The sequence below is a fragment of the Paraburkholderia sp. CHISQ3 genome, assembly GCF_030464945.1.
GTDB classification, from domain to species: domain Bacteria; phylum Pseudomonadota; class Gammaproteobacteria; order Burkholderiales; family Burkholderiaceae; genus Paraburkholderia; species Paraburkholderia megapolitana.
The window spans coordinates 525,164-546,595 of sequence record NZ_JALPRG010000006.1 but is presented as its reverse complement, the minus strand read 5'-3'; the positions used below and the strand labels follow the sequence as shown (position 1 = coordinate 546,595).

Annotated in this window: 22 protein-coding genes; 11 read left to right on the top strand and 11 right to left on the bottom strand. The window is 63.4% G+C overall.

Annotated elements, in window-relative coordinates; translation table 11 throughout:
- Positions 1-59 precede the first annotated feature (59 nt).
- Positions 60-1,148 carry a 2-aminoethylphosphonate ABC transporter substrate-binding protein gene (gene phnS, locus M0D65_RS17410; RefSeq protein ID WP_266253767.1) on the bottom strand — a complete coding sequence of 363 codons (1,089 nt, stop codon included), beginning with the start codon at positions 1,146-1,148 and terminating at the stop codon, positions 60-62.
- A 350-nt stretch (positions 1,149-1,498) separates the two neighbouring features.
- Here phnS and M0D65_RS17405 point away from each other — a divergent pair, with 350 nt between their 5' ends.
- A complete protein-coding gene (locus M0D65_RS17405; RefSeq protein ID WP_266253806.1) occupies positions 1,499-2,608 on the top strand; it encodes a 2-aminoethylphosphonate--pyruvate transaminase in 1,110 nt (369 codons plus the stop codon).
- A 20-nt stretch (positions 2,609-2,628) separates the two neighbouring features.
- On the opposite strand, the gene M0D65_RS17400 is transcribed toward M0D65_RS17405, so the two are convergent.
- Positions 2,629-3,384 (bottom strand): DeoR/GlpR family DNA-binding transcription regulator, encoded by a 756-nt coding sequence (locus M0D65_RS17400; protein ID WP_266253766.1) that lies wholly within the window; start codon positions 3,382-3,384, stop codon positions 2,629-2,631.
- Positions 3,385-3,570: 186 nt separating this feature from the next.
- Between M0D65_RS17400 and M0D65_RS17395 the strand changes: the two genes are divergently transcribed.
- The 3 genes from M0D65_RS17395 to nadE all read left to right on the top strand — a co-directional run bounded on the left by M0D65_RS17395 (position 3,571) and on the right by nadE (position 7,181).
- A complete protein-coding gene (locus M0D65_RS17395; RefSeq protein ID WP_266253765.1) occupies positions 3,571-5,127 on the top strand; it encodes an AarF/ABC1/UbiB kinase family protein in 1,557 nt (518 codons plus the stop codon).
- Positions 5,128-5,291: 164 nt separating this feature from the next.
- The gene (locus M0D65_RS17390; RefSeq protein ID WP_266253805.1) at positions 5,292-6,164 is read left to right on the top strand and encodes a DMT family transporter; all 873 of its coding nucleotides are present in this window, start codon (positions 5,292-5,294) and stop codon (positions 6,162-6,164) included.
- 162 nt (positions 6,165-6,326) lie between these two features.
- Positions 6,327-7,181, top strand: coding sequence for an ammonia-dependent NAD(+) synthetase (gene nadE / locus M0D65_RS17385; RefSeq protein ID WP_266253764.1), 855 nt, complete (start codon positions 6,327-6,329; stop codon positions 7,179-7,181).
- A 34-nt stretch (positions 7,182-7,215) separates the two neighbouring features.
- On the opposite strand, the gene M0D65_RS17380 is transcribed toward nadE, so the two are convergent.
- The 5 genes from M0D65_RS17380 to M0D65_RS17360 form a co-directional block, all read right to left on the bottom strand.
- Positions 7,216-7,494 carry an RNA-binding protein gene (locus M0D65_RS17380; protein ID WP_266253763.1) on the bottom strand — a complete coding sequence of 93 codons (279 nt, stop codon included), beginning with the start codon at positions 7,492-7,494 and terminating at the stop codon, positions 7,216-7,218.
- On the bottom strand, positions 7,491-7,652 hold the full coding sequence (locus M0D65_RS17375) for a hypothetical protein (RefSeq protein WP_266253762.1): 162 nt from the start codon (positions 7,650-7,652) through the stop codon (positions 7,491-7,493). The genes M0D65_RS17380 and M0D65_RS17375 overlap by 4 nt, the downstream gene beginning before the upstream one ends.
- A gap of 107 nt (positions 7,653-7,759) precedes the next feature.
- Complete coding sequence (locus M0D65_RS17370; RefSeq protein WP_266253761.1) at positions 7,760-8,371, bottom strand: hypothetical protein; 612 nt, start codon at positions 8,369-8,371, stop codon at positions 7,760-7,762.
- 193 nt (positions 8,372-8,564) lie between these two features.
- On the bottom strand, positions 8,565-10,232 hold the full coding sequence (locus M0D65_RS17365; protein ID WP_266253760.1) for a S10 family peptidase: 1,668 nt from the start codon (positions 10,230-10,232) through the stop codon (positions 8,565-8,567).
- A gap of 104 nt (positions 10,233-10,336) precedes the next feature.
- A complete protein-coding gene (locus M0D65_RS17360; protein WP_266253759.1) occupies positions 10,337-11,899 on the bottom strand; it encodes a protease pro-enzyme activation domain-containing protein in 1,563 nt (520 codons plus the stop codon).
- A gap of 296 nt (positions 11,900-12,195) precedes the next feature.
- Here M0D65_RS17360 and M0D65_RS17355 point away from each other — a divergent pair, with 296 nt between their 5' ends.
- Positions 12,196-12,711, top strand: coding sequence for a DUF1993 family protein (locus tag M0D65_RS17355; RefSeq protein WP_266253804.1), 516 nt, complete (start codon positions 12,196-12,198; stop codon positions 12,709-12,711).
- 46 nt (positions 12,712-12,757) lie between these two features.
- On the opposite strand, the gene M0D65_RS17350 is transcribed toward M0D65_RS17355, so the two are convergent.
- The gene (locus M0D65_RS17350) at positions 12,758-13,078 is read right to left on the bottom strand and encodes a YnfA family protein (RefSeq protein ID WP_266253803.1); all 321 of its coding nucleotides are present in this window, start codon (positions 13,076-13,078) and stop codon (positions 12,758-12,760) included.
- 145 nt (positions 13,079-13,223) lie between these two features.
- Between M0D65_RS17350 and M0D65_RS17345 the strand changes: the two genes are divergently transcribed.
- Complete coding sequence (locus M0D65_RS17345) at positions 13,224-13,397, top strand: DUF1289 domain-containing protein (protein ID WP_266253758.1); 174 nt, start codon at positions 13,224-13,226, stop codon at positions 13,395-13,397.
- A 68-nt stretch (positions 13,398-13,465) separates the two neighbouring features.
- Here the strand turns inward: M0D65_RS17345 and M0D65_RS17340 are convergent, their stop codons facing one another.
- Positions 13,466-14,095, bottom strand: coding sequence for a LysE family translocator (locus tag M0D65_RS17340; RefSeq protein WP_091015791.1), 630 nt, complete (start codon positions 14,093-14,095; stop codon positions 13,466-13,468).
- Between the two features lie 132 nt (positions 14,096-14,227).
- Here M0D65_RS17340 and M0D65_RS17335 point away from each other — a divergent pair, with 132 nt between their 5' ends.
- The 3 genes from M0D65_RS17335 (at position 14,228) to ilvD (ending at position 17,144) form a co-directional block, all read left to right on the top strand.
- On the top strand, positions 14,228-14,692 hold the full coding sequence (locus tag M0D65_RS17335) for an Lrp/AsnC family transcriptional regulator (protein ID WP_091015788.1): 465 nt from the start codon (positions 14,228-14,230) through the stop codon (positions 14,690-14,692).
- A 111-nt stretch (positions 14,693-14,803) separates the two neighbouring features.
- Complete coding sequence (locus M0D65_RS17330) at positions 14,804-15,037, top strand: hypothetical protein (protein ID WP_091015785.1); 234 nt, start codon at positions 14,804-14,806, stop codon at positions 15,035-15,037.
- A 241-nt stretch (positions 15,038-15,278) separates the two neighbouring features.
- Positions 15,279-17,144 (top strand): dihydroxy-acid dehydratase, encoded by a 1,866-nt coding sequence (gene ilvD, locus M0D65_RS17325; RefSeq protein WP_266253757.1) that lies wholly within the window; start codon positions 15,279-15,281, stop codon positions 17,142-17,144.
- A gap of 229 nt (positions 17,145-17,373) precedes the next feature.
- Here ilvD and M0D65_RS17320 read toward each other — a convergent pair whose 3' ends face one another.
- Together M0D65_RS17320 and M0D65_RS17315 are read right to left on the bottom strand one after the other, a co-directional pair.
- Positions 17,374-17,835 carry a RidA family protein gene (locus M0D65_RS17320; protein WP_096726014.1) on the bottom strand — a complete coding sequence of 154 codons (462 nt, stop codon included), beginning with the start codon at positions 17,833-17,835 and terminating at the stop codon, positions 17,374-17,376.
- 109 nt (positions 17,836-17,944) lie between these two features.
- Complete coding sequence (locus tag M0D65_RS17315; protein ID WP_091015777.1) at positions 17,945-18,826, bottom strand: IclR family transcriptional regulator; 882 nt, start codon at positions 18,824-18,826, stop codon at positions 17,945-17,947.
- Between the two features lie 129 nt (positions 18,827-18,955).
- Here M0D65_RS17315 and M0D65_RS17310 point away from each other — a divergent pair, with 129 nt between their 5' ends.
- Both M0D65_RS17310 and M0D65_RS17305 read left to right on the top strand, forming a co-directional pair.
- Complete coding sequence (locus tag M0D65_RS17310; RefSeq protein WP_091015775.1) at positions 18,956-20,155, top strand: aminotransferase class V-fold PLP-dependent enzyme; 1,200 nt, start codon at positions 18,956-18,958, stop codon at positions 20,153-20,155.
- Between the two features lie 138 nt (positions 20,156-20,293).
- A complete protein-coding gene (locus M0D65_RS17305; RefSeq protein ID WP_091015772.1) occupies positions 20,294-21,409 on the top strand; it encodes a porin in 1,116 nt (371 codons plus the stop codon).
- Positions 21,410-21,432: the final 23 nt, after the last annotated feature.

Genomic DNA, 21,432 nt, shown 5'->3' with positions numbered 1-21,432 from the left:
GGGCGATAGCGAAACGATAGCTACGCGTGGGTCGCGTCGATCTCGACGCGACATCGCGATTATTTCGGTTTGACGACTTCGAGCTGCTTGCCCGAATCGCCGATCACGTCGTTCTTCCAGCGCGTGGTCCAGTCGGCCTTCTTCGCCATCACCTGGGTCCAATCCACCGGAATCAGCTTCACACCGGCGATCGCCTGCTTCACCGCGGCACCGTTCTTGCCGGCGAGCGGTACGTCGGTGCGGCCCGGGATACCGAAGATGTCCGGCACCTTCGCCTGCACATCGGTCGACATCAGGTAGTCGATCAGCTTCTTGCCTTCAGCCTGGTTCGGACCGCCCTTGATCAGGCCGATCGCGTACGGCAACTGGAACGTGGACGGCTGGCCGCCGGCATCGGCTGCGAGGAAGATCGGCTTGAGCGACAGGCCGCCGTTCGCCGCGTCGTCGAGATCCATCTGCAAGTCACCGTTCGCCACCGAAATCTCGTTACGCGACAGCAACACGTCGAGGTAGCCGGTGCCCTTCGTATGGAATTTCGCGCTTTGCTCGAGCTTCTTCAGGTAATCGAATGCCTTGTCTTCACCCATCAGCGAGGTGGTCAGGATGATCACGGCCATCCCGTCGCCGGCCGTTGCCGGATTCGAGTACGCGACCTTGCCGGTGTAGTCCGGATGGAGCAGATCGGCGAACGTCTTCGGCTGCGTCTTCACGACTTCCGGGTTGATCGCAAACGAGAAGTAGTTGTTGACGAACGTCGCCCACGTACCGCTCGCCGCCTTGGCGATAGCCGGCACGTTCTTGTAGTTCGCGCTCTGGTAAGCCTGCAGCAGACCGGCTTGATCGGCCTGCTGGATAAACGGCGGCAGCGTGACGAGCACGTCCGCTTTCGGCGAATCCTTTTCGATCGTCGCGCGGTTCACGACTTCCCCGCTGCCCGCCGTCACGATCGCCACCTTCACGCCTTCCTTCTTCTCGAAGGCCGGCAGCACGTCCTTGTACAGATTCTCGAGGCCATCGGCCGTGTACAGCACCACCGGATCCGCCGCATGGGCCGGCAGGGCCGCGCCGAAGGCAGCCGCCGTCACGAGGGCCGGCAGCAGTTTGCGGACGGCACGGACTGTCGTGCGATGGGGATTCGTCTTTGTCATGTCGCTCTCTCCGAGGAAACGGAAAACTATTCACCAGGAAAAACCCTGGCTATTGTGATTGAACGGCGGTAGCGCCGCGCCGCGTACGTCTGGCTGGTCCAGCCAGATTGCAGATTGCCTACAAACCTGCGCGCCCCATGCCCAGCAAGACTACCCGAGAATCATCCGAGCCAGCGCGCCACCCGACCTGCAGCCTTGCCTGAACGGGTTCGGCAAGAATCACAGGTTTGCGTGACAGCACCATGACTATTTTCACCATTTCCAAAAAATGACACAATTCGCCAATAATATGCAAACCAACACGTGCGCGCCAGTGCGCACTTCTCATCATTGACGTAGGAGGTTATGTGATTCTCGGAAACGATCCAGTCCTGCTGACGCCGGGCCCCTTGACCACTTCGCCCGCGACCCGCGAGGCCATGCTGCACGACTGGGGCTCGTGGGATACCTCATTCAACCGCATGACCCAGAGCGTCTGCGCCGACCTCGTGGAAATCGTCCACGGGCAGAACGACTACGTATGTGTACCGCTGCAAGGCAGCGGGACGTTCGCCGTCGAAGCCGCGCTCGGCACGCTGGTTCCGCGCGACGGCCGCGTGCTGGTGCCGAATAACGGCGCGTACTGCACGCGCATCATCAAGATCCTGCAACGACTCGGCATTGCATATGTCGAGCTGGCGCTGCGCGAGGACGAACCCGTCACTGCCGCGGCAATCGAAGATGCGTTCAACGGCGACCCGCGCATCACCCACGTCGCGCAGGTGCATCTGGAAACGAGCGCCGGCCTGCTCAATCCCCTCGATGAAATCGCCGCCGTATGTCAACGGCATGGCAAACGCCTGATTGTCGACGCGATGAGCTCGCTCGGCGGGCTGCCGATCGATCTGCGCCGCGGCGGCATCGATGCGCTGGTGTCGGCCAGCGGCAAATGTCTCGAAGGCGTGCCGGGGATGGGGTTCGTGATCGTGCGGCGCGAGCTGCTCGAAGCGAGCGAAGGACGCTCGCCGTCGCTCGCGCTCGATCTGCACGACCAGTACACGTACATGCAGAAGACCACGCAGTGGCGCTTCACGCCGCCGACTCACGTGGTCGCGGCGCTGCGTCAGGCACTGGATACCTTCATTGCCGAAGGCGGTCAGCCGGCGCGCGGCGCGCGCTATGTACGCAATTGCGCGACGCTGGTCGACGGTATGAAAGCGCTCGGGCTCGAGCCGTTCCTGAAGCCGGAGGTGCAGGCGCCGGTGATCGTCACCTTCCACGCGCCGAACGATCCGGCCTGGCGCTTCGCCGACTTCTATGCCGCGGTGCGCGATGCGGGCTACATCCTCTATCCGGGCAAGCTCACGCAGGTGGAAACGTTCCGCGTCGGCTGTATCGGCGCGATCGATGCCAATGAGCTGCACAACGCGGTGGCGGCCATCGGCCGCGCACTCGTCGCGTTGGGATTGAAGGTCAGGTAAGGAAGAGGCGCTGCGCCGGTTCAGGCGATCAGCAGTTCTGGGCCGCGCGCCGCGATCGCCTTGCCGAGCGCGCGGTCGGGTGCGAGTTCGGTCACGACGTAGCGCGCGCTTTCAAAGCCCTTGATGCGCACCGGCGTGACGCGCCCGAACTTCGAGTGGTCGGCTACCACGACCACGGTATCCGCGGCGGCGATCATGCGCGCGCGGACTTCGGCGGCAATGCGCGTGTAGTCGGTCAGCCACGCATCCGGCGTGATCCCGCCTGCGCCGACGAACGCGAAATCGGTGTGATATTGCGCAAGCTGCTGCACCGTATCGAGCCCGAGCGTCGCATCTTCGTTGTCGGACAGCTCGCCGCCCAGCAGCGTCACGCGATTGTCGTTGCGGCGCCCGAGCAGCAACGCGATACGCCAGTCGTTCGTATAGACAGACAAACGATGGCGATCGGTTAGTGCTCGCGCGACCGCCTGCGTGGTACTGCCCGAATCGATCACGAGCGATGCGCCGTCAGGCACGAGCAGCGCTGCGCGCTCTCCGATCGCGCGTTTCGCGCCAGCATTCTCCGCTTCGCGCACATCGAGATCCGGTTCGCGGCGATCGCTGGACAACGCGCCACCGTGTGTCGTCACGATCAAGCCGCGCCCGGCAAGCGCATTCAGATCGCGCCGGATGGTCTCGCGCGACACGTTCAGTTCGCGGACTAGCTCTGCTACCGACAGTGCGCCGTTCTTGGCGACTTGCGAGAGGATGTATTGGTGGCGTTGTTCGGCGAGCATCTAGATGAAGGGGCACCAGGTGGCACGTGTGAGTTCGGGTAGGAGTCCGGTCGACCTGTGCATTGTATTACGCGACAGACCGCAATGTCCCGTCCGGCGTGGTTCCCTGCTAACCTGAGCGCCCGGGCGGCGCTTCGCGAAGCGTCGCCTCCCTCGCTGCCCTCGCCGCCGACCGATCCTTCGACGATGCCGCCACTGTTTCGCCGACTCATCCTGCTGTTCCACCTGCTGCGCTATGGCGCGCATCTGCTGTGGGTTGCTGCTCCGCAGCACCACAAGCTGCACTGGATGGCGACGCTCGTCAGTCGCATGCACGCAGCGGGCGACGCGCCAGCCGGTTTGCATCGTGCGCTGCCGCAACTCGGGCCGCTGGCCGGCACTGTTGCGCAAGCACTTATGGAGCATCCGGAACTGGCCACCGGTACGCTGCACGACGCGCTCGATGCAGTCGGCCACCTCGAAGAGCCGCTGCCGCCGCATGAAGTAGAACGGGCGCTGACTGCCGCATTCGGCCGTCCGCTCGCTACGCTGTTCGCATCGATCGATCTGAGCCCGGCCCAGAGCGGCTTCGCGGAACAGACGCATGTCGCCCGCCTCGTCACACCGATCAACGGTCACGCCGACATTGCGATCAAGCTCGTGCGCACTGCCCAGGTTCGGCAGATCGGCGACGACGTGGCGTTGCTGTGCTGGGCCGCGCGCTGGCTCGAACGGCTGTCGGGACCCGCGCGCAAACTGCAGTTGCGCTCACTGGCCGACTCGTTCAGTCGCGACCTGCTGCGACGCTTCGACATGCGCGCCGAGGCGGCCAACCTGAGCCAGTCCGGTCATCATTTCGACGGCGACAAGCGGCTCGTCATTCCCGATGTGATCTGGGATCTGTGCACGGACCACACGCTCGCGATGCAACGCATCGCGACGCTGCCTGCCACCGATCTCGTCGGTCTCGGCGAGCATCGCGTGAACCTTGCGCGGCTTGCGGCGCATATCGTCGAGGTCGTCACGCAACAGGCGTTCGAACACGGTTTCTTCCACGCTACGCTCGATGCCCGGCGCGTGCGCGTCAGCATCGAACCCGACACGCTCGGGCGCCTTGTGCTCGCGGATTTCGCGCTGATGTCGAGCCTGTCGGCGAGCGAGCGGGAATTTTTCGTGCACGGCGCGACCGCCCTCTTCGAGCAGGATTACAGCCGGCTTGCGGATATGCATCGCGATGCGGGACACGTTCCAGCGACGACGCGCACCGAGGTGCTCGAGGCCGAACTGCGCAGGCGCAGCGAGGCGCATTTCGCCGATCATCCGCACGACCGCTCGGCGGGTTCGCTGTTTCATCATCTGCTGCATTCGGTGCTGCCGTTCGACGGCGGCGTCTCGCCACGGCTCGCCGACGCGCAGCGGGCCTTCGAGCAGGCTGAAGTGCTAGCTCGCGCGCTGCATCCTGGCGTGAACACGTGGCATATCGCGCGCACCGCCCTCGCGGAAATCGCGCGCCGCGATATCGATCATCGCGGCTGGCTGCGTCGGCTGTCGCGCGAGCTGCCGCATCTCGCCAACATCGTGCCGCGCATGCCGGCGCTGGCTGCGCGTTATCTGCAGCAGCGGCACGATCACACGGTATCGCGCCAGCAACAGCAACTGCTGGTGGACCTCGGACGCGAGTACCGGCGTACGCGTGTACTGCTGTGGATGTGTGCGGTCTGCGGTGGGCTGCTTGGAGCGTGGGCGGTGCTGGTGGTTCGGTAGGGCGATGGGGTTTGCAGCGCCCTGGCGCGAGCCGAGGTTGAAAGCGTGGTTTGTTTATTACGCTTGCTCCGGTTCATCGCGACTCCGCCCGGAGTGCAGTGCCGAACAAGACGCGCCGCTACGCACCGCGCAATACTGCCGTTTTGCCACGCTGCCACTGCTCGATGCTCGCCACCGTTATTGCTGCCGTTTTCGTCGTGCTCTGGTCGACGGGCTTTGTCGTCGCCCGCGCGATCACACCGTTCGCCGATCCCAACCTGTTCCTGCTGGCACGCTTCGGCGGCACGGCGCTGGTGTTTGCGCTTGTCGCGCTCGCGACCCGCGCCCGCTGGCCAACTGGACGCGACCTCGGCAAGCACCTGTTCGCGGGCGCGCTGTTGCAGGGTGTCTACCTCGGCGCCGGCTACTGGGCCGTCGCGCAAGGCGTGAGCGCCGGCGTGATGGCGCTGCTCGGCGCATTGCAACCGCTCATGACAGCCGCGGTCGCCGCGCCGCTATTCGGCGAGCGACTGTCGCGGCGCGGCTGGGCCGGCATGGCGCTCGGGCTCGTCGGCGTTGCGCTCGTGCTGGAACCTCGGCTCACCCAGGCGGCTCCGTCGACGGTACATAGCTCGGCGCCGTCGTGGCTCGTCATTGCGGTTTCGCTGCTCGCCGTCTGCGCGATCACGGCGGGCACCCTGTTCCAGAAGACGTCGTTGGCAAAGGCCGATATCCGCAGTGCCAGTGCCGTGCAGAACTTCGGTGCGGCGGTGGTCGCGGCCGTGCTTGTTGTCGCGCTTGGGGAACATCGCTGGATTCCGGCGCCTCAATTGTGGGCGTCGCTGGCGTGGGGGATCGTCATGCTGTCGGGTGTCAGCGTGACGCTGCTCGTCTGGATGGTCCGGCGCGGCGATGCATCGCGCGCCACCGCGCTGCTGTTTCTTGCGCCGCCGCTCGCCGCGCTCGAGGGCTACGTCGGGTTCGGCGAGAGGCTGCTGCCCTTGCAGTTGCTCGGGTTTGGTGTGGCGCTGGTGGGGGTGCTGCTTGCACGGTCGTGACGCGATTCACTAGCCCGCGCCCCATGATGTTTGCCGATGCGCGTCTCGATGCAGCCGTGCCGCCAATCCGTACAATAGGCACGCACGCACGCATGCGCTGCGCGGACCGCCGCCGCGCCAACCCAGGCGTCGCACCTCAACCGGTTTCAGGGAGAACGACCGATGACTCAATCCGATCGCGCCGCACATCAGCAGCGCATCGCCGCAGAATTGCACGTCGCGCGGGATTTCGACGCCGCACAGGAAATCGAGCGCCGTGTGGCGTTCCTCGCGCGCTATCTGCGCGCGAGCGGCCTGAAGACATACGTACTTGGGATAAGCGGCGGCATCGACTCGACGACGGCCGGCCGCCTCGCGCAGCTCGCGGTCGAACGGCTACGCGCGGAAGGTTACGACGCGCATTTCGTCGCAATGCGTCTGCCGTACGGCCAGCAGCGTGACGAAGCGGATGCGCAGCGCTCGCTCGGATTTATCCGCGCGGATGAAAATCTGACTGTCGATGTCAAACCCGCCGCCGATGCCATGCTCGAGGCACTTGCCGCCAGCGGGGCTCAGTATGCGGATCATGGGCAGCAGGACTTCGTGCACGGCAACATCAAGGCACGCCAGCGGATGATCGCCCAGTATGCGGTCGCCAGTTCGCGCGTGGGCGTGGTCATCGGCACCGATCATGCGGCCGAGTCGGTGATGGGCTTCTTCACGAAGTTTGGCGATGGCGGCGCCGACGTGCTGCCGCTCGCGGGATTGAACAAGCGCCGCGTGCGCGCGGTGGCGCGGGAACTCGGCGCAGCGGATGAACTGGTGCACAAAGTCCCGACCGCCGACCTCGAAATGTTGCGCCCGCAGCGACCCGACGAAGACGCGTACGGTATTCGCTACGACGATATCGACGATTTCCTGGAAGGTAAGGCGGTGAGCGATGCCGTGTACGACACGGTGCTGCGTTTCTACAATGCGACGCGTCACAAGCGGGCGCTGCCCTACACGCCGTTCGACTGGCCGACTGCGGAAGTTTGATCGCGCGCCGCCCGTTGCTGGGTGGCAGCGCGCGTCAGCTGTCCTGCTTGTGCCTCGGATCGGGCTCGTCGCCGAACGGGGCCGCGCTGGCTTGCAGCACAACGCCATCGAGCAGCTTGCCGTGCAACTGCTGCGCGATCACATCGCCGATGTATGGTAAATCCGCGTTCAGTTCGGCAATCGCGTACGCGTTAGCCGTGCCGGCCTCGTGCACGGTAACGCTTTTCGCGTAGTGACCGAGCTCGTGTTGCAGGAACGCGCGCACGTCCTGCTCGGAGCAAGACTCCGGGATGTTCCAGACGCGTACGTTCATAAACGTTCCGAACGGCGGGCGCCGCGCTCTGTCACGCGTACGCGCACCGGTTGAAGACGCGCGCGCGCGGCGGCATCGCGAGCCAGTTGACGGGCCAGCGCCGCCGCAACTGCGCCGAGCAAGGCCAGCGACACCAGTCCTGCAGAAATGGTCACCATCGTCATGTTCGTTCTCCCGATATCCGCGTTAGTTCAAGCATAGCCAGATTCGTACCCGAAAGCGATGTGGCAATTCGTCTGGGGCGACGAAAAGTGTGGTGTGTGCGTCAGGGCACGCTGTCGCTGGTCGCAACGTCTTCGCGACTGATCTCACACGATGTATCCGCAAAGCCCTGATACCAGGCCGACCAGTTGCCGGCAATCGCGCTCTGCGCATCGCTCAGGCTGATCTTGCCCGCACAGACGCAGCGTTTGAGTTTCGCCGTGAGCAGTTCCTTGCGGCGCTCGCCATGATGACCGGCCCACGGAAGCAGCCCGAGATTGGCAGGTGCATCGGGTGAGCCGCCGAGCACGACCGGCACACGCCGGTCGAGTGCGTAGCGTGTGCCGTCGTCGGCATCGATACCGCGCGCCGCAAGCAGACGGTCTTTGTGCGCCATCAGTTCGTCGAGCGGCGGCGAGACGGTGTCCGCATAACCGGGACGGCAGATCGTCTCTTCTACCGATTGCTGCGTCACCTTGTCGTCGAGCATCGACGGGGTCTGCGCATGTGCGGCTTCGATATGGACGGCAATCGTTGCACCGAGCGTCATCGCAAGCCCGAGGCACAGCACGCGGCGCGCGCCGACACGACCGGACGAACGGTCCGGCAGACTCGCACGATCGGTAGACGCAATTCGCGCGCATTTGCGACGCGTAAGGAGATTTCCTGCGTTCATCAGTCGGCGCGCCAGTAAGACGCGGAGATTTATTCGCAGGCCAATTAAAACATATCCGGAATCGGTGTGCCGAAACGGAAGACCGGCGGCCCTACTCTTTTGTGCAGGGTCCGCCGGATTGTGTCGCTGATACTTGCGTCGCTGCCGCCCATCCACAGCGGCGTGCTGCAACGGTCACGCTAACGCGGCGCGCCTAGCTGGCCCGGCGCGCCTGCAACGCACGAATACGTCCAACCGCCGCCGTATTGGTCACCGCGCTGTCATACATCTTCGCGAGATCGGCCTTCAATGCGGTCCGCGAACCGCCGTCGAGATAGACCATATGGCCCGACGGGTAGAAGCGCGCCGACAGGTTCTGGCGCACCTGCGCGCTGACGAGCGGCATCTGCTGCAGATCGAGCACCGTCTGATAGAACGGCGTGACGAAGTCGTAGAAGCCGTTCGCCGAGAGCACCTTCAGGTCGACATTGAGCGCCATCACGGCCGCGAGATCGCCCGCCGTGTACAGGATGACGTTGCCCTGCGCGTCGAGTCCCTTCTGCGCACCGGTTGGATCGATGTGGCCGAAATCCCAGTTCGCGAAGGCCTGGTCGTTCAGGTCGGTGAACGACGAGTTCGACGTGAACTTCAATTGCTCGTTCAGGTAGGTGTTCCACATCGTCGTATAGACGCCGGTCACCGCGGTCATGGTCGGATCGTTGCCGCCGGAGTTCGGATCGACCTGGCCGGCAATGCCGGTATCGATCGCGGTCACCCGCCCGTCATACGAACCGAGCGCGAGACCTTTCGATTTGAGCAGCGTGGTCAGGAACAGCGAATTGCCACGGCTGTCGTACGCGGCGACGTCGAGGCTCCACGCGATCAGCGTCGTCTTGTCGATGCCGGTGTATTCGCTCAGTTTCTCGATGGTTGCGTCGTCGGTAGTCGGGAACTTGCGTAGCGCGGCAAGGTAGTCGGTGCGCGCGAACTGGGCGACCTCTTCGGCAAACGCGCCGAGATCGGTAGGCGTCGGCGCGATGCCGAGCTTTTTGTGGAACCATGCGTCCGCCGCAGCGGTGGGTAGTGCCCCGACCGGGTTGCCCGACTGCGTGTAGTCGAGAATTGACGATTGCAACGTCACACCGTTCAGATCCACACCATCTTCGTGCAGCTTGTACGCCAGCACGCAACTGCGCGCGGTGCCATACGATTCGCCGTACAGGAACTTCGGCGAATTCCAGCGGTTGTTCTTGGTCAGAAACCGCTTGATGAACTGTTTGATCGAGTCGGCGTCTTCGTCGACGCCCCAGAAATTGCGGTTCTTGTTCGGCGCAATCGCCGCCGAGTAACCGGTGCCGACCGGATTGAGGAACACCAGATCGCTCTTGTCGAGCAGGCTGTCCGGATTGTCTTCCATCTGGTACGGCGCGGGCGGTGTGAAGCCCGGCATCGACGTCTTGATCCGGCGCGGCGCAAACGAGCCGAGCAGCACGAACACCGACGACGAACCCGGTCCGCCGTTGTAGAAGAATGTGACGGGCCGGCTATCTTCCTTCTGGTTATCTTGCGTGAACGCGACATAGAACATCTTCGCGCTGGGCAGCGAACTGCTGGAGTCGACCGTGACGAGGTGTCCGGCCGTTGCCGTATAAGCGATCTTCTTGCCGCCGATCACGATGGAATGCTTCGTGATCGCCGCGTTCTCGGTCGCGTCGGTCACGGAATCGTCGGGCCCGTTGCCGTATGCGACCGGATCGAAGAACGGCTGGTCGCCCGCACGATGCGGCGCGCTCGTGCTCGCGGGCGACGGGGCTGCAGCGGAATGAGCGTGTGAGTTGTGTGTCGACTGCGGACTGCCGGAAGCTGAATCGGGATTCGTCATGATCACTCCATCGGATTCGTTAATTGGCATCGTCTGACGCCCGCTGGCGTCGTGTCCACCAACGGCGTCCGCGGCGCGGGAGAACCCCGCGCAACGTGCGCCGTCTAGAGTGCTGCTGCGATTTTCTGGCCGTTCGGGCTGCCAAGCCCGGTACACGCGTCCCAACCTGGCGACGCAGCGAAACTGCCGTTATTGCCCTGCGTAATATCGTTGAACGCGCTCGCTGCCTGGTACAGCTTCGGGTTGACGAAGCCGACCGGTGCGCCCTTGATTGCATTGATGCGAGCGATCAGTGCAGCCCACAACGGCGCCACCGCACTCGTACCGCCCACCACCGTCTGCGCACCGTCGATCAACACGGTGTAGCCCGTCACAGGCGATGCATCGCCCGCGACATCGGGCACACCGCGCCCCGTCAGCGCAATCTTGCCACCGTGCGTTTGCGTTGCGGATAAACCCTTCTGCCATGTCGGCACAGCAAACGCGCTGCTGATGCCGCCGCCACCCGCTCCGCCCGACGCACCGTCGTTCCAGACCGTTTCCTGCGAGATCGCGTTGCCCGACGCGTGCAGCGTCGTGCCGCCGCACGCCAGCACGTACGGACTCGAGGCTGGAAAGTCGACGTGATTGCCACCGCTCGCGCCGTCGCTCGAACCGCTGTCGCCCGACGCTACGCAGATCGTCACACCGACCGCCGCCGCCGCTTGCAGCACATTGTTGAACGCCTGCTGCGACTGCGTCGTCCATGAGGTTTCCGGGCCACCCCAACTGATCGAGATGACCGAGGGCTTGTTGGTCGTATCGTGGACAGCCTGGTTCACCGCATCGATGAAGCCGGCGTCGCTGTTCTGCGTGAAGTAGACCGCGACTTTAGCGCCTGGTGCGACCGCACCTACGATCTCGATGTCGAGCGTAACTTCGCCGTCTGGGCCGCTCGGATCGCCGCTCGGTTGATTGCTGCCTTCGTCGACGCCAACCGATACTACCGAAGGCGCCTTCACGCCGAGGCTGGAAAAATATGCGTTGAGATCCGAGCTCTGGTAACCGCCGCCGAGTTCGATGATGCCGATGCACTCGCCGCTGCCATCGCCTGCGGGAAACTCATACAACGAGGCGAGTTGCAACGGTGTGTACGACGTCTGCTGACGCGCACCGACAGCGGGCTGGAATGGCGGCCGGATACGGAAATGCGGGCGCGCCTGGGGACGGTTATCGAGCCCAAGAACGGCTGTGACAACACCGTTCAGATCGTCGGGCACATTGATCGGACCGGTGCGGCCGCGGTACTCGCCGATCGAGTGGTGTTCGTAGTGCTGGAGCTGGACATCGAATGCGGTCTGAAACTGCGCGACCGTGCCGCGCAATACCACCGTGCTGGCCGCCGGGTCCTCGCGGACGACGGTAAGGCCGTGCTGTGCTGCAAACGCTTTGGTTCGCGCGATGTCGGCGGGTGCAGCGCCGAACTGTTTCGCAAATGCTTCGCGTGAGAGAGGCTGGGCGGAGGAGTCGCCCGAGGTAATTTTTCCAACGAGTTGCTCGAACTGCTGTTCGCCCTGGCGGCGCAGCATCACGACTACTTCGATCTGCTCCGCCGGATTGCAATGCCCGACGACCTGCGAACCTTCTGCGACGCCCTTCTCGCTTCCTGGTAACGGATGTTTGCCCATGTTATCGACTCTCCTTCGTGCGTGACCGCCCGGGCCATGCGCTGGACCCGGCGGAACCCGCAGACACATGGTCGGGTTCCATCGAAACCCGCACCGGGCCTTCATTTCAGGAACAACGTCAAGCGGTCGGACAAGTCCATTCAAACACAGTTCCGGAAGCGGCGATACCTGGCCGGGAGGACGATACAACCGCCGCTGCTGATCGCGCTATGATGCTGCAACGGCAATCCCGCCGTTATGCTCACACCCCTCGCGCCACGTCGCGAACCCGATCGAAGAATCGAGGAAATTTCTCCATGTCTATTTCGATGTATCAAGCATCGGTGCCTGTACTGATGCGCGGCCTCACCAATCTGCAAGCGATCCTCGGCAAAGCTCAGGCTCACGCTGCGGAAAAGCAGATCGAGCCTTCCGCACTGATCGGCGCCCGTCTTTTTCCTGACATGTTGCCGCTCGTTCGCCAGGTCTATATCGCCACCGATACCGCCAAAGGCTGCGCCGCCCGCCTCGCCGGCGTCGACATTCCGAAGTACGACGACGTCGAGTTGACGTTCGACGAACTGATCGCCCGTATTGAGAAGACGAATGCCTACCTGAAGGAATTCACAGCGGCGCAGATCGACGGCTCGGAAGAACGCACGATCACGCTGAAAATGAAAACCGGCCCCATCGAGTTTTCGGGCGTCAACTACCTGCTGCATTTCGCGCTGCCCAATTTCTTCTTCCACGTCACGACCGCGTACGACATCCTGCGGCACAGCGGTGTCGAGATCGGCAAGAACGACTATCTCGGCAACAGAAAGAGTGCATAGCGGTATGCCGGGCCGACCCGGCCCGAAGGCCCGGTCCGATGCGTGATCAGATGCGCGGCTGGAATGCGATGATGCCCATTCCAGCCAGCGTGACCGCCGCGCCGGCAAAATCCCAGGCAGTCGGGCGTACGTGCTCGACGCCCCACAGCCAGACGATGGCGACCACGACGTAGACGCCACCGTACGCCGCATAGACGCGGCCGGCCGCCGCGCCATGTAGCGTGAGCAGCCATGCAAAAGCGGCAAGAGAGAACGCGGCAGGAATGAGCAGCCACGCGGAGCCGTCGGCCTTCAACCAGCGCCACGGCAGATAGCAACCGACGATCTCGGCAATCGCGGTCACCACATAGAGCAGGACGATCTTCATCATCTAGTCAAGGAAGAAAGTCCGCAGGGTACCGGAAACGGTACGTACACGGCAGCGCCTATGGCCTGCATTGACACAATCACATGGCCTGTACGCGCTTCGCCGTGCGACAGTCGCCGCTCAATGTCTACATGCCTAACGTCACATGAGCGTCAAATCTCCCTGCATCGATATCTGCAAGTTCGATTCGAAGACCGGTCTGTGCCTCGGTTGTCTGCGTACCCGCGACGAGTGCAAGAGCTGGAAGAAGATGAAAGACAAGCATCGCCGGAAGGTGATCGACGATCGCTCCCGGCGGGAAGCGCTGCTCGATAGATAGCAGCGCAGCAGGCGCGCCGCTGGAGCAGAAAGCTTTCCGCGCCGGCGCGCCGGGCTCAGTCACCAGGCTTAATCAAGCGAAAGTCGCAGCGCAAACCCGATCAGTGCGGCTGAGAACGTCCAGCGTTGCACGGTCTGCGCAAGCGGATGCGCACGGACCCAGCCGGCAATGCGCGCAGCACCGATTGCATAGATCGCATCGAAACATGCGCCGATTGCGAGCAGCACGCCGCCCAGCACGACCATCTGCAGCGCAACCGGACCGGTTTCGGGTCGCACGAACTGCGGCAGCAGCACCGAGCAGAAAAGCAGCGCCTTCGGATTCAGCAGATTCGTCAGCAGCCCTTTGACGAAAACGGTTCGTAACGGACGCTGCACGACCTCCTGCGCCGCGCCATCGGGCAACGCAAACACCGGCGAGCGGAAAATCTGCACCGCGATCCACGCCAGATAGGCCGCGCCGCCATAGCGCACCACCTCATACAGCCATGGCGCATTGCGCAACAGCGCGGCAACGCCACACGCCGATAGCGTCACGTGCGTGGCGCGGGAAATCGCGAGGCCGCCGGCGGCCGCAAACCCTCTGCGCGCCCCCTGGCCGATGCTCGTTTGCAGGATCAGCGCCATGTCCGGTCCGGGCACGGCGTAGACGACGACCAGCGCGGCAATGAAGACGACCAGAAGATGTGCGGAAACCATATGAACCTCGCGTTGAAGAGGCTCTATCTTGCTACCGTCCGATGAGTGAATATTGGCGAATGACTTACCTCTGTGGCCCCAAGGTAGCGGAATGCACTACTATTTGGCCTTATGTCAAAGCTTTCCCCTGCCATGACCGACCTCGATAAAGTCGACCGCGCAATCCTCGCCGCCCTGCAGACCGACGGACGTATGTCCAATGCGCGCCTTGCCGAGACCGTCGGACTCAGCGAAACGCCGTGCGCCCGGCGCCTCAAGCGGCTCGAAAGCGCCGGCTACATCGAACGCTATCGCGCGATGCTGTCGCGCTCGGCGCTCGGTTACGGCGTGGTGGCATTCATCTACGTCCGCTTCGCGGTGCACGACCGTACGGTCGCGACCCGCTTCGAACGCGAGGTGCAGGCCATTCCGCGCATCCTCTCGTGCCATAACGTGTCGGGCAGCGCCGACTACATCCTGCAGGTGGTCGCGCGCGATCTCGACGACTACGGCAGTTTCATGCGCGATGAACTGCGCAGTCTGCCGGGGGTCACCTCGGTCGAATCGTCGCTGTCGTTGCGCGAGATAAAAGCGAGTACCGGACTGCCGGTGCCCTGACGGTCCGCGCGGCGGATCACAACGGCAAATCACCACGACATCACCGCGGACAAGCCGTGGCATAGTTCGCGCTATGGCGCGATCGCCGTATCCCTACCCCATGGAGTTTTCATGAATCCCGAACAGGCACGAGCCGAAGAATCCCGCGCAATGGAGCGCGTCGTGGCGGCAACCCGCCAGGTACAGACAGCGTTTGCTGGATTGCAGTCGCAATTCCCACCCGCCGGCGACGGCCGGCCGTCGCAGATCGCGCTGCAGACCTTCGATGCCGCGCTCCAGGAACTCGAAGACGCGCAAGGTGCCTTCGACGAAATGCTCGGCGATCTGCTCGACGGCGAGCGTTGAACTGGCGGTAAGCGCCATCGACAATTAATATCTTTTTCGACCTAATTACGGCGAAAAAATATATTGGACGTCTTACCGCCGCTCTCGCACTATTCGCATTCCCAGCGCATACCGCGCTCGCGCTAGCGAGCCGCCATCTGTGGGCTATCCGCGTGCCTTCATGCCTTTGCTCCCGGCAATGGCGCACGGACTAGCCTGGGCAAAATTCCAATTTCGACGACCCCAATACCTGAGGACCCAGATGCCTGACTATCGATCACGCACTTCGACCCACGGCCGCAACATGGCCGGCGCCCGCGCGCTGTGGCGCGCCACCGGCATGAAAGATGGCGATTTCGGCAAGCCGATCATTGCGGTGGTGAACTCGTTCACGCAGTTCGTGCCGGGCCATGTGCATCTACGCGATCTCGGTGCGCTGGTCGCAAAGGAAATCGAAGCAGCCGGTGGTGTCGCGAAAGAATTCAACACCATTGCCGTCGATGACGGCATCGCCATGGGCCACGGCGGCATGCTGTACTCGCTGCCGTCGCGCGAGCTGATCGCCGACTCGGTGGAATACATGGTCAACGCGCACTGTGCCGACGCCATGGTCTGCATCTCGAACTGCGACAAGATCACGCCGGGCATGCTGATGGCCGCGATGCGCCTGAACATCCCCGTGGTGTTCGTGTCCGGCGGTCCGATGGAAGCCGGCAAGATCAAATCGCCGACCGACGGCCAGGTAATCGCCAAGATCGACCTGATCGACGCGATGATCAAGGCCGGCGATTCGAAAGTCAGCGACGCGGAAGTGGCCGAGATCGAGCGCAGCGCCTGTCCGACGTGCGGTTCATGCTCAGGCATGTTCACCGCGAACTCGATGAACTGCCTGACCGAGGCAATCGGCCTCGCGCTACCCGGCAACGGCACGATCGTCGCAACGCATGCATGGCGCAAGGGCCTGTTCGAACAGGCCGGCCGTCTGGTGGTGGATCTGTGCCGCCGTTACTACCAGGAAGAAGACGCCTCGGTCCTGCCGCGCAGCATCGCGAGCAAGCAGGCATTCGAGAACGCGATGGCGCTCGATGTCGCCATGGGCGGTTCGACCAACACCGTGCTGCACCTGCTGGCAGCCGCGCAGGAAGGCGGTGTCGATTTCACGATGTCCGACATCGACCGCATTTCACGCAAGGTGCCGTGTCTGTGCAAGGTGGCGCCCGCCACCGACAAATACCATATCGAAGACGTGCACCGTGCCGGAGGGATTCCTGGCATTCTCGGCGAACTGGCGCGTGCGGATCTGCTCGACCTGTCGTGTGGCAACGTGCATAGCGGCACGCTCGGCGATGCGATCGCTAAATGGGACGTCGCCGGTGGCGCGGGTGAAGACGCGCAGAAACTCTTCCGTGCGGCGCCCGGTGGCATTCCGACCACGGTTGCATTCAGCCAGGAAGCCACGTTCGCCGTGCTCGATACCGATCGCAAGAACGGTTGTATTCGCAGCAAGCAGAACGCCTATTCGAAAGACGGCGGCCTCGCCGTGTTGTACGGCAACCTCGCTGAGAACGGCTGCATCGTGAAGACCGCCGGTGTCGACGAATCGCAATGGATCTTCTCGGGACGCGCGCGCGTTTTCGAAAGCCAGGACGATGCGGTCGAAGCCATCCTCGGCGACAAGGTCGTCGCGGGCGACGTGGTCGTGATCCGTTACGAAGGCCCGAAAGGCGGCCCCGGCATGCAGGAAATGCTCTACCCGACGTCGTATCTGAAATCGCGCGGCCTCGGCAAGAACTGTGCGCTGTTTACCGATGGACGCTTCTCCGGCGGTTCGTCGGGGCTCGTGATCGGGCATGCGTCGCCGGAAGCTGCGGAAGGCGGCACGATCGGTCTCGTGGAAGAAGGCGACGTGATCGAGATCGACATTCCGAATCGCAAGATGCACCTGGCGGTGTCGAATGAAGAACTGGCGCGTCGTCGTGCAGCGATGGAAGCGCGCGGCGATCAGGCCTGGATGCCGGTGGATCGCCAACGTGTCGTGTCGCAAGCGTTGCAGGCCTATGCCGCGCTGGCGACTTCCGCCGATCGCGGCGCGGTGCGCGATCTTTCGCAACTGAAGCGCAGCAAGTAAAGGTGGCTTGGCCCTGCTGCCGCGACACGCGGTGGTCAGGGCCAAAGCGATCGATGTGTTGTCGGGCACTTGTCTTCCCGGTACCTGAAACAGCCCTCATCCTGGATAGCCCGCGATATCGATGGCGTATTGCGATCGGCTTTTGGAGCGGACGCCGGCGCGGCAGACAGTTAGTTGCGCGTGGCGACCGATCCGTGCAACCAGACACGCATGGGCAACGCGAGCACAATCAGCCGTGCACGGCGACGATCGCCTCGATCTCGACAGTGATATTGCGCGGCAGCGAGCCGACGCCGACTGCCGAACGCGCGTGCCGTCCGGCCTCGCCAAGAATGTCGACGAACAGATCCGAGCAACCGTTGATCACCCGCGGATGCTCGCCGAACTCCGGCGTCGCATTGACCATCCCGAGCAACTTGACGACCCGCTTCACGCGCGCCAGATCGCCGAGTTCATCGTGCAGCACGGCTAGCAGGTTCAGGCCAACTAGCTGCGCATGCAGATACGCTTCATCGGTGGTGATGGTGGCGCCGACCTTGCCGGTCATCAGTTCGCCGCGCTCGTTCAACGGCCCCTGCCCTGAGAGGAACAACAGATCGCCCTCGCGGGTGCAATGTGTGAAATTGCCGATCGGTGTCGGCACCGTGGGGAGTCTGAAGCCGCGCGTACGCAAGCGGTCGTAGCAGTTCATCGAAGACGGGGATGACATGTAGCAGTCGGTCTGGAAAATTGAAGCAGGCAGGCGGCCGTGACAGGCACGGCCATTGATATGAGTGCTCGGCGAACGACGCAACGAGAGATCAACCGATGGACTCGGATTGACGATGTTGCCAGCCAAGCCGGGTTTCGATACGAGCCGCCACGGTACGCACGGCTTCGGCGAACGGTTCGGTACCTTTGGCCGCTTTGGCCTCCGGCATCACGATCGAAATCGTGAACACGCATGTACCGCTGTTGTCGATGACCGGTGACGCCAGGCAGGCCACCGACGCATCCGATTCGCCGATCTGGATCGACAGTCGTGCATCGAGTGCTTCGCGTGCGAGACGCGCGAGCACGTCGGCGCGGGTCTCGGCACGGCCGGTCGGCGAAGGCTTCGCGTGACGGCGAAAAAACGCCACCCGCTCGGCGTCCGGCAGATGCGCGACCAGCAGCCGCCCGGACGCGGTCCAGTTGAGCGGCACGCGGCTACCCACCCGCGATGTCACGCGAAAATGCCCCGGCCCTTCGGCCATCTGCAGCACGACCATCATGCCTTCGACGAGCCCGCACACCTGCACGGTCTCGCCCACTTCGGCGGAGAGCGCCTGCATTTCCTCGCTCGCGACACCGAGGTAATCGAGCGAACTCGCGTAGCTCAACCCATAGCCGTAGAGCCGCGAGCCGAGCCAGATCGTGCCATCGGGTTTGCGCGCGAGCAGATTCCGCACGACCAGGTCGCTGATGATCGAATAGACCGTCGACGGCGGCGCGCCAACCATGCGTGCAATCTCGTAGGCAGTAGCAGGCCGTGCGGTCTCCTGCAGCGCATCGAGAATCTGTACGGCCCGTTCGATCGCGCTAGTCCGTGTGCGCGGCGCGGCCTCCGCGCTGTCGGCGGTCTCGGTAGATGCCTGCGCTTCGATTTCGCCAGCGCGCAGGTGCGCTGTATCTGTGGCGGACGACGGGGAAGTCGGTGTCATCGTGTCCTCTGCTCGCGGATGCGTGCTGAATGTTTTTTGTCCGGTTGACCGGGAACTACCGTATGTTAGACTAATCCTCAATTACAACATATATTCCACAGTTATGGAATAGGTCGCGGAGGCAGTTCGATGGATATCCGTTCTCGTCTGGGCTTGCGCCCCGTCATCAACGTATCGGGCACGATGACGAGCCTCGGTGCGTCCAGCGTGGCCACGCCGGTCATCGAAGCGGTCGCGGAAATGCTGCCGCAATTCGTCGAAATCGACGATCTGCAACGCAAGGCATCGGTGGCGATTGCAGCGGCTTGCGGCAGCGAAGCCGGGTATGTGACCGCATCCTGTTCGGCCGCCATCACACTGACCATCGCGGCCACGATGACCGGCGATGATCCGGGCCTGATCGAACGCCTGCCGCACACCGCCGGGCTGCGCAATGAAGTCGTCGTGCAGACTGGCCATCTGGTCAACTACGGCGCGCCGATCGACCAGGCCATCCGGCTTGCCGGCGCGCACGCCGTTCCCGTGGGAGCGGCAACCGAGGCGCACGGTTATCAACTCGCCGCCGCCATCGACGAACACACCACCGCCGCGCTCTATGTCGTCTCGCATCATACGGTCGGCTATGGGCTGATTCCGCTCGAGGAATTCATCGAGGTTGCGCATGGTAAAGGTGTGCCGGTCATCGTCGATGCAGCCTCCGAATACGACCTGAAACGCTTTATCGCAGCGGGCGCGGACCTCGCGCTGTATTCCGCGCACAAGTTTCTTGGCGGGCTGACCGCGGGCATCGTGGCGGGCAAGAAAGCGCTGGTGCGTGCCGCCTATTTCCAGAATGCCGGCATTGGCCGTGGCATGAAGGTCGGCAAGGAAGGTATCGCCGGTGCGATCGCTGCACTCGACCAGTGGCAGCACCGCGATCACGTCGCGGTTCGCGCACGCGAGCGCAGCTACCTGAGCAGTTGGGAACAGGCGTTGAACCGCTTGCCCGGCGTGCGCGCGCAGATCGAAGCCGACCCGACCGGCAATCCGCTCGAGCGCCTGAAAATTTCACTCGACCCGCGCGATGCGCGCACCACGGCATGGGATCTCGCCGATGCGCTCGCCCATCCGCACGACGGCTCACAGCCTGTGATCGTGCGCGATCACGAGGTCGAGTTGCATTACTTCTTTCTCGATCCGTGCAACCTGCATGCGGGCGAGGCACCGGTGGTGCTGGCGCGCATCGTCGCCGAACTGCAGCACGCCCGCGAAGCGCGCGAGCCACTCGTTACACCGTTTCACCAACGCGATGCGAGACGCACCGCCGCACGACGCAACTGGCCTGACTGATTTGCCGCAGTTCGCTTGAGTGCGGCGTCGGCGGTCAATGCCGATACGCTGCACGATTTATACAATCAGTACTACTAGCAGAACAACACCGGATCCGGTCGGTCGCCGGCATTCGTTCTTTGATGTGAGGAAACCACCATGCAAAATAAAATCCTTCGCAGTGCTATCGCTATTGCCATCGCCGGGATGGGCACACACTCCGCCTGGGCACAAAGCAGCGTCACGCTTTACGGCATCGTCGATGCCGGCTTCACTTTCACCAGCAACCAGGCGGGCCAGAAAGCCTATCAGGCCACTCAGGGCAACGTGCAGGGGTCGCGCTGGGGCCTGCTCGGCACAGAAGATCTGGGCGGCGGCAACAAGGTTTCATTCAGGCTCGAGAACGGCTTCAGCGCCGAAACGGGCGCGGCCGGTCAGGCCGGCCGGATGTTCGGCCGTAGCGCATGGGTTGCGCTCACCAACAGCACCGCAGGCACAATCACACTGGGACGTCAGTACAACAGCGTGCAGGACTACCTGTCGAACCTGCAGATCAACGGTGTCGGCGCGTTGAGCCAGTATGCGAACGCGGTCTACGACAACGACGACCTGAACAACACGTATCGCACCAACAACGCGGTCAAGTACACGACGCCGACTTTCTCCGGCTTCACCGCCAACGCGATGTACGCGTTCTCGAACACCGCGGGCCAGTTCGCAAACAACCGCGCATGGAGCGTCGGTGCCGACTATGTCGCCGGGCCGCTGCGCCTCGACGCCGCATACTCGCTGGTGAACAGCCCGGCCACGAACACTGCCGGCGCCGCGCCGTCGGACAACTACTTCAACACCGGCTCGTCGATCATCAGCAATGTGAAGCGCAACCAGGTATGGGGCGGCGGCGGTGCCTACGTGTTCGGGCCGGCCACCCTCGCGCTGCTCTATACGAACTCACGCTTCGATCTGCTGACGGGCGGCAGCCTGCGCTTCGCGAACTACGAAGCAAGCGTGCGCTACCAGATGACGCCAGCCACGCTACTGACACTCGGCTATATCTTCACGAGCCAGAACAGCAGCGCCGCCAGCGCGCCAGACGCGCACTACAACCAGTTGAGTCTCGGCGGCGAGTACTTCCTGTCGAAGACCACCGACCTGTACCTGAACGGCATCTACCAGCGCGCGTCGGGTTCGGCAGCGTGGGTTGAAGGCATCGGTAAGGCGTCGTCGACGAGCGGCCAGTTCGTCACGGTCGCGGGCATTCGCCACAAGTTCTGATTCCGCGCGGGTCTATCTACTTC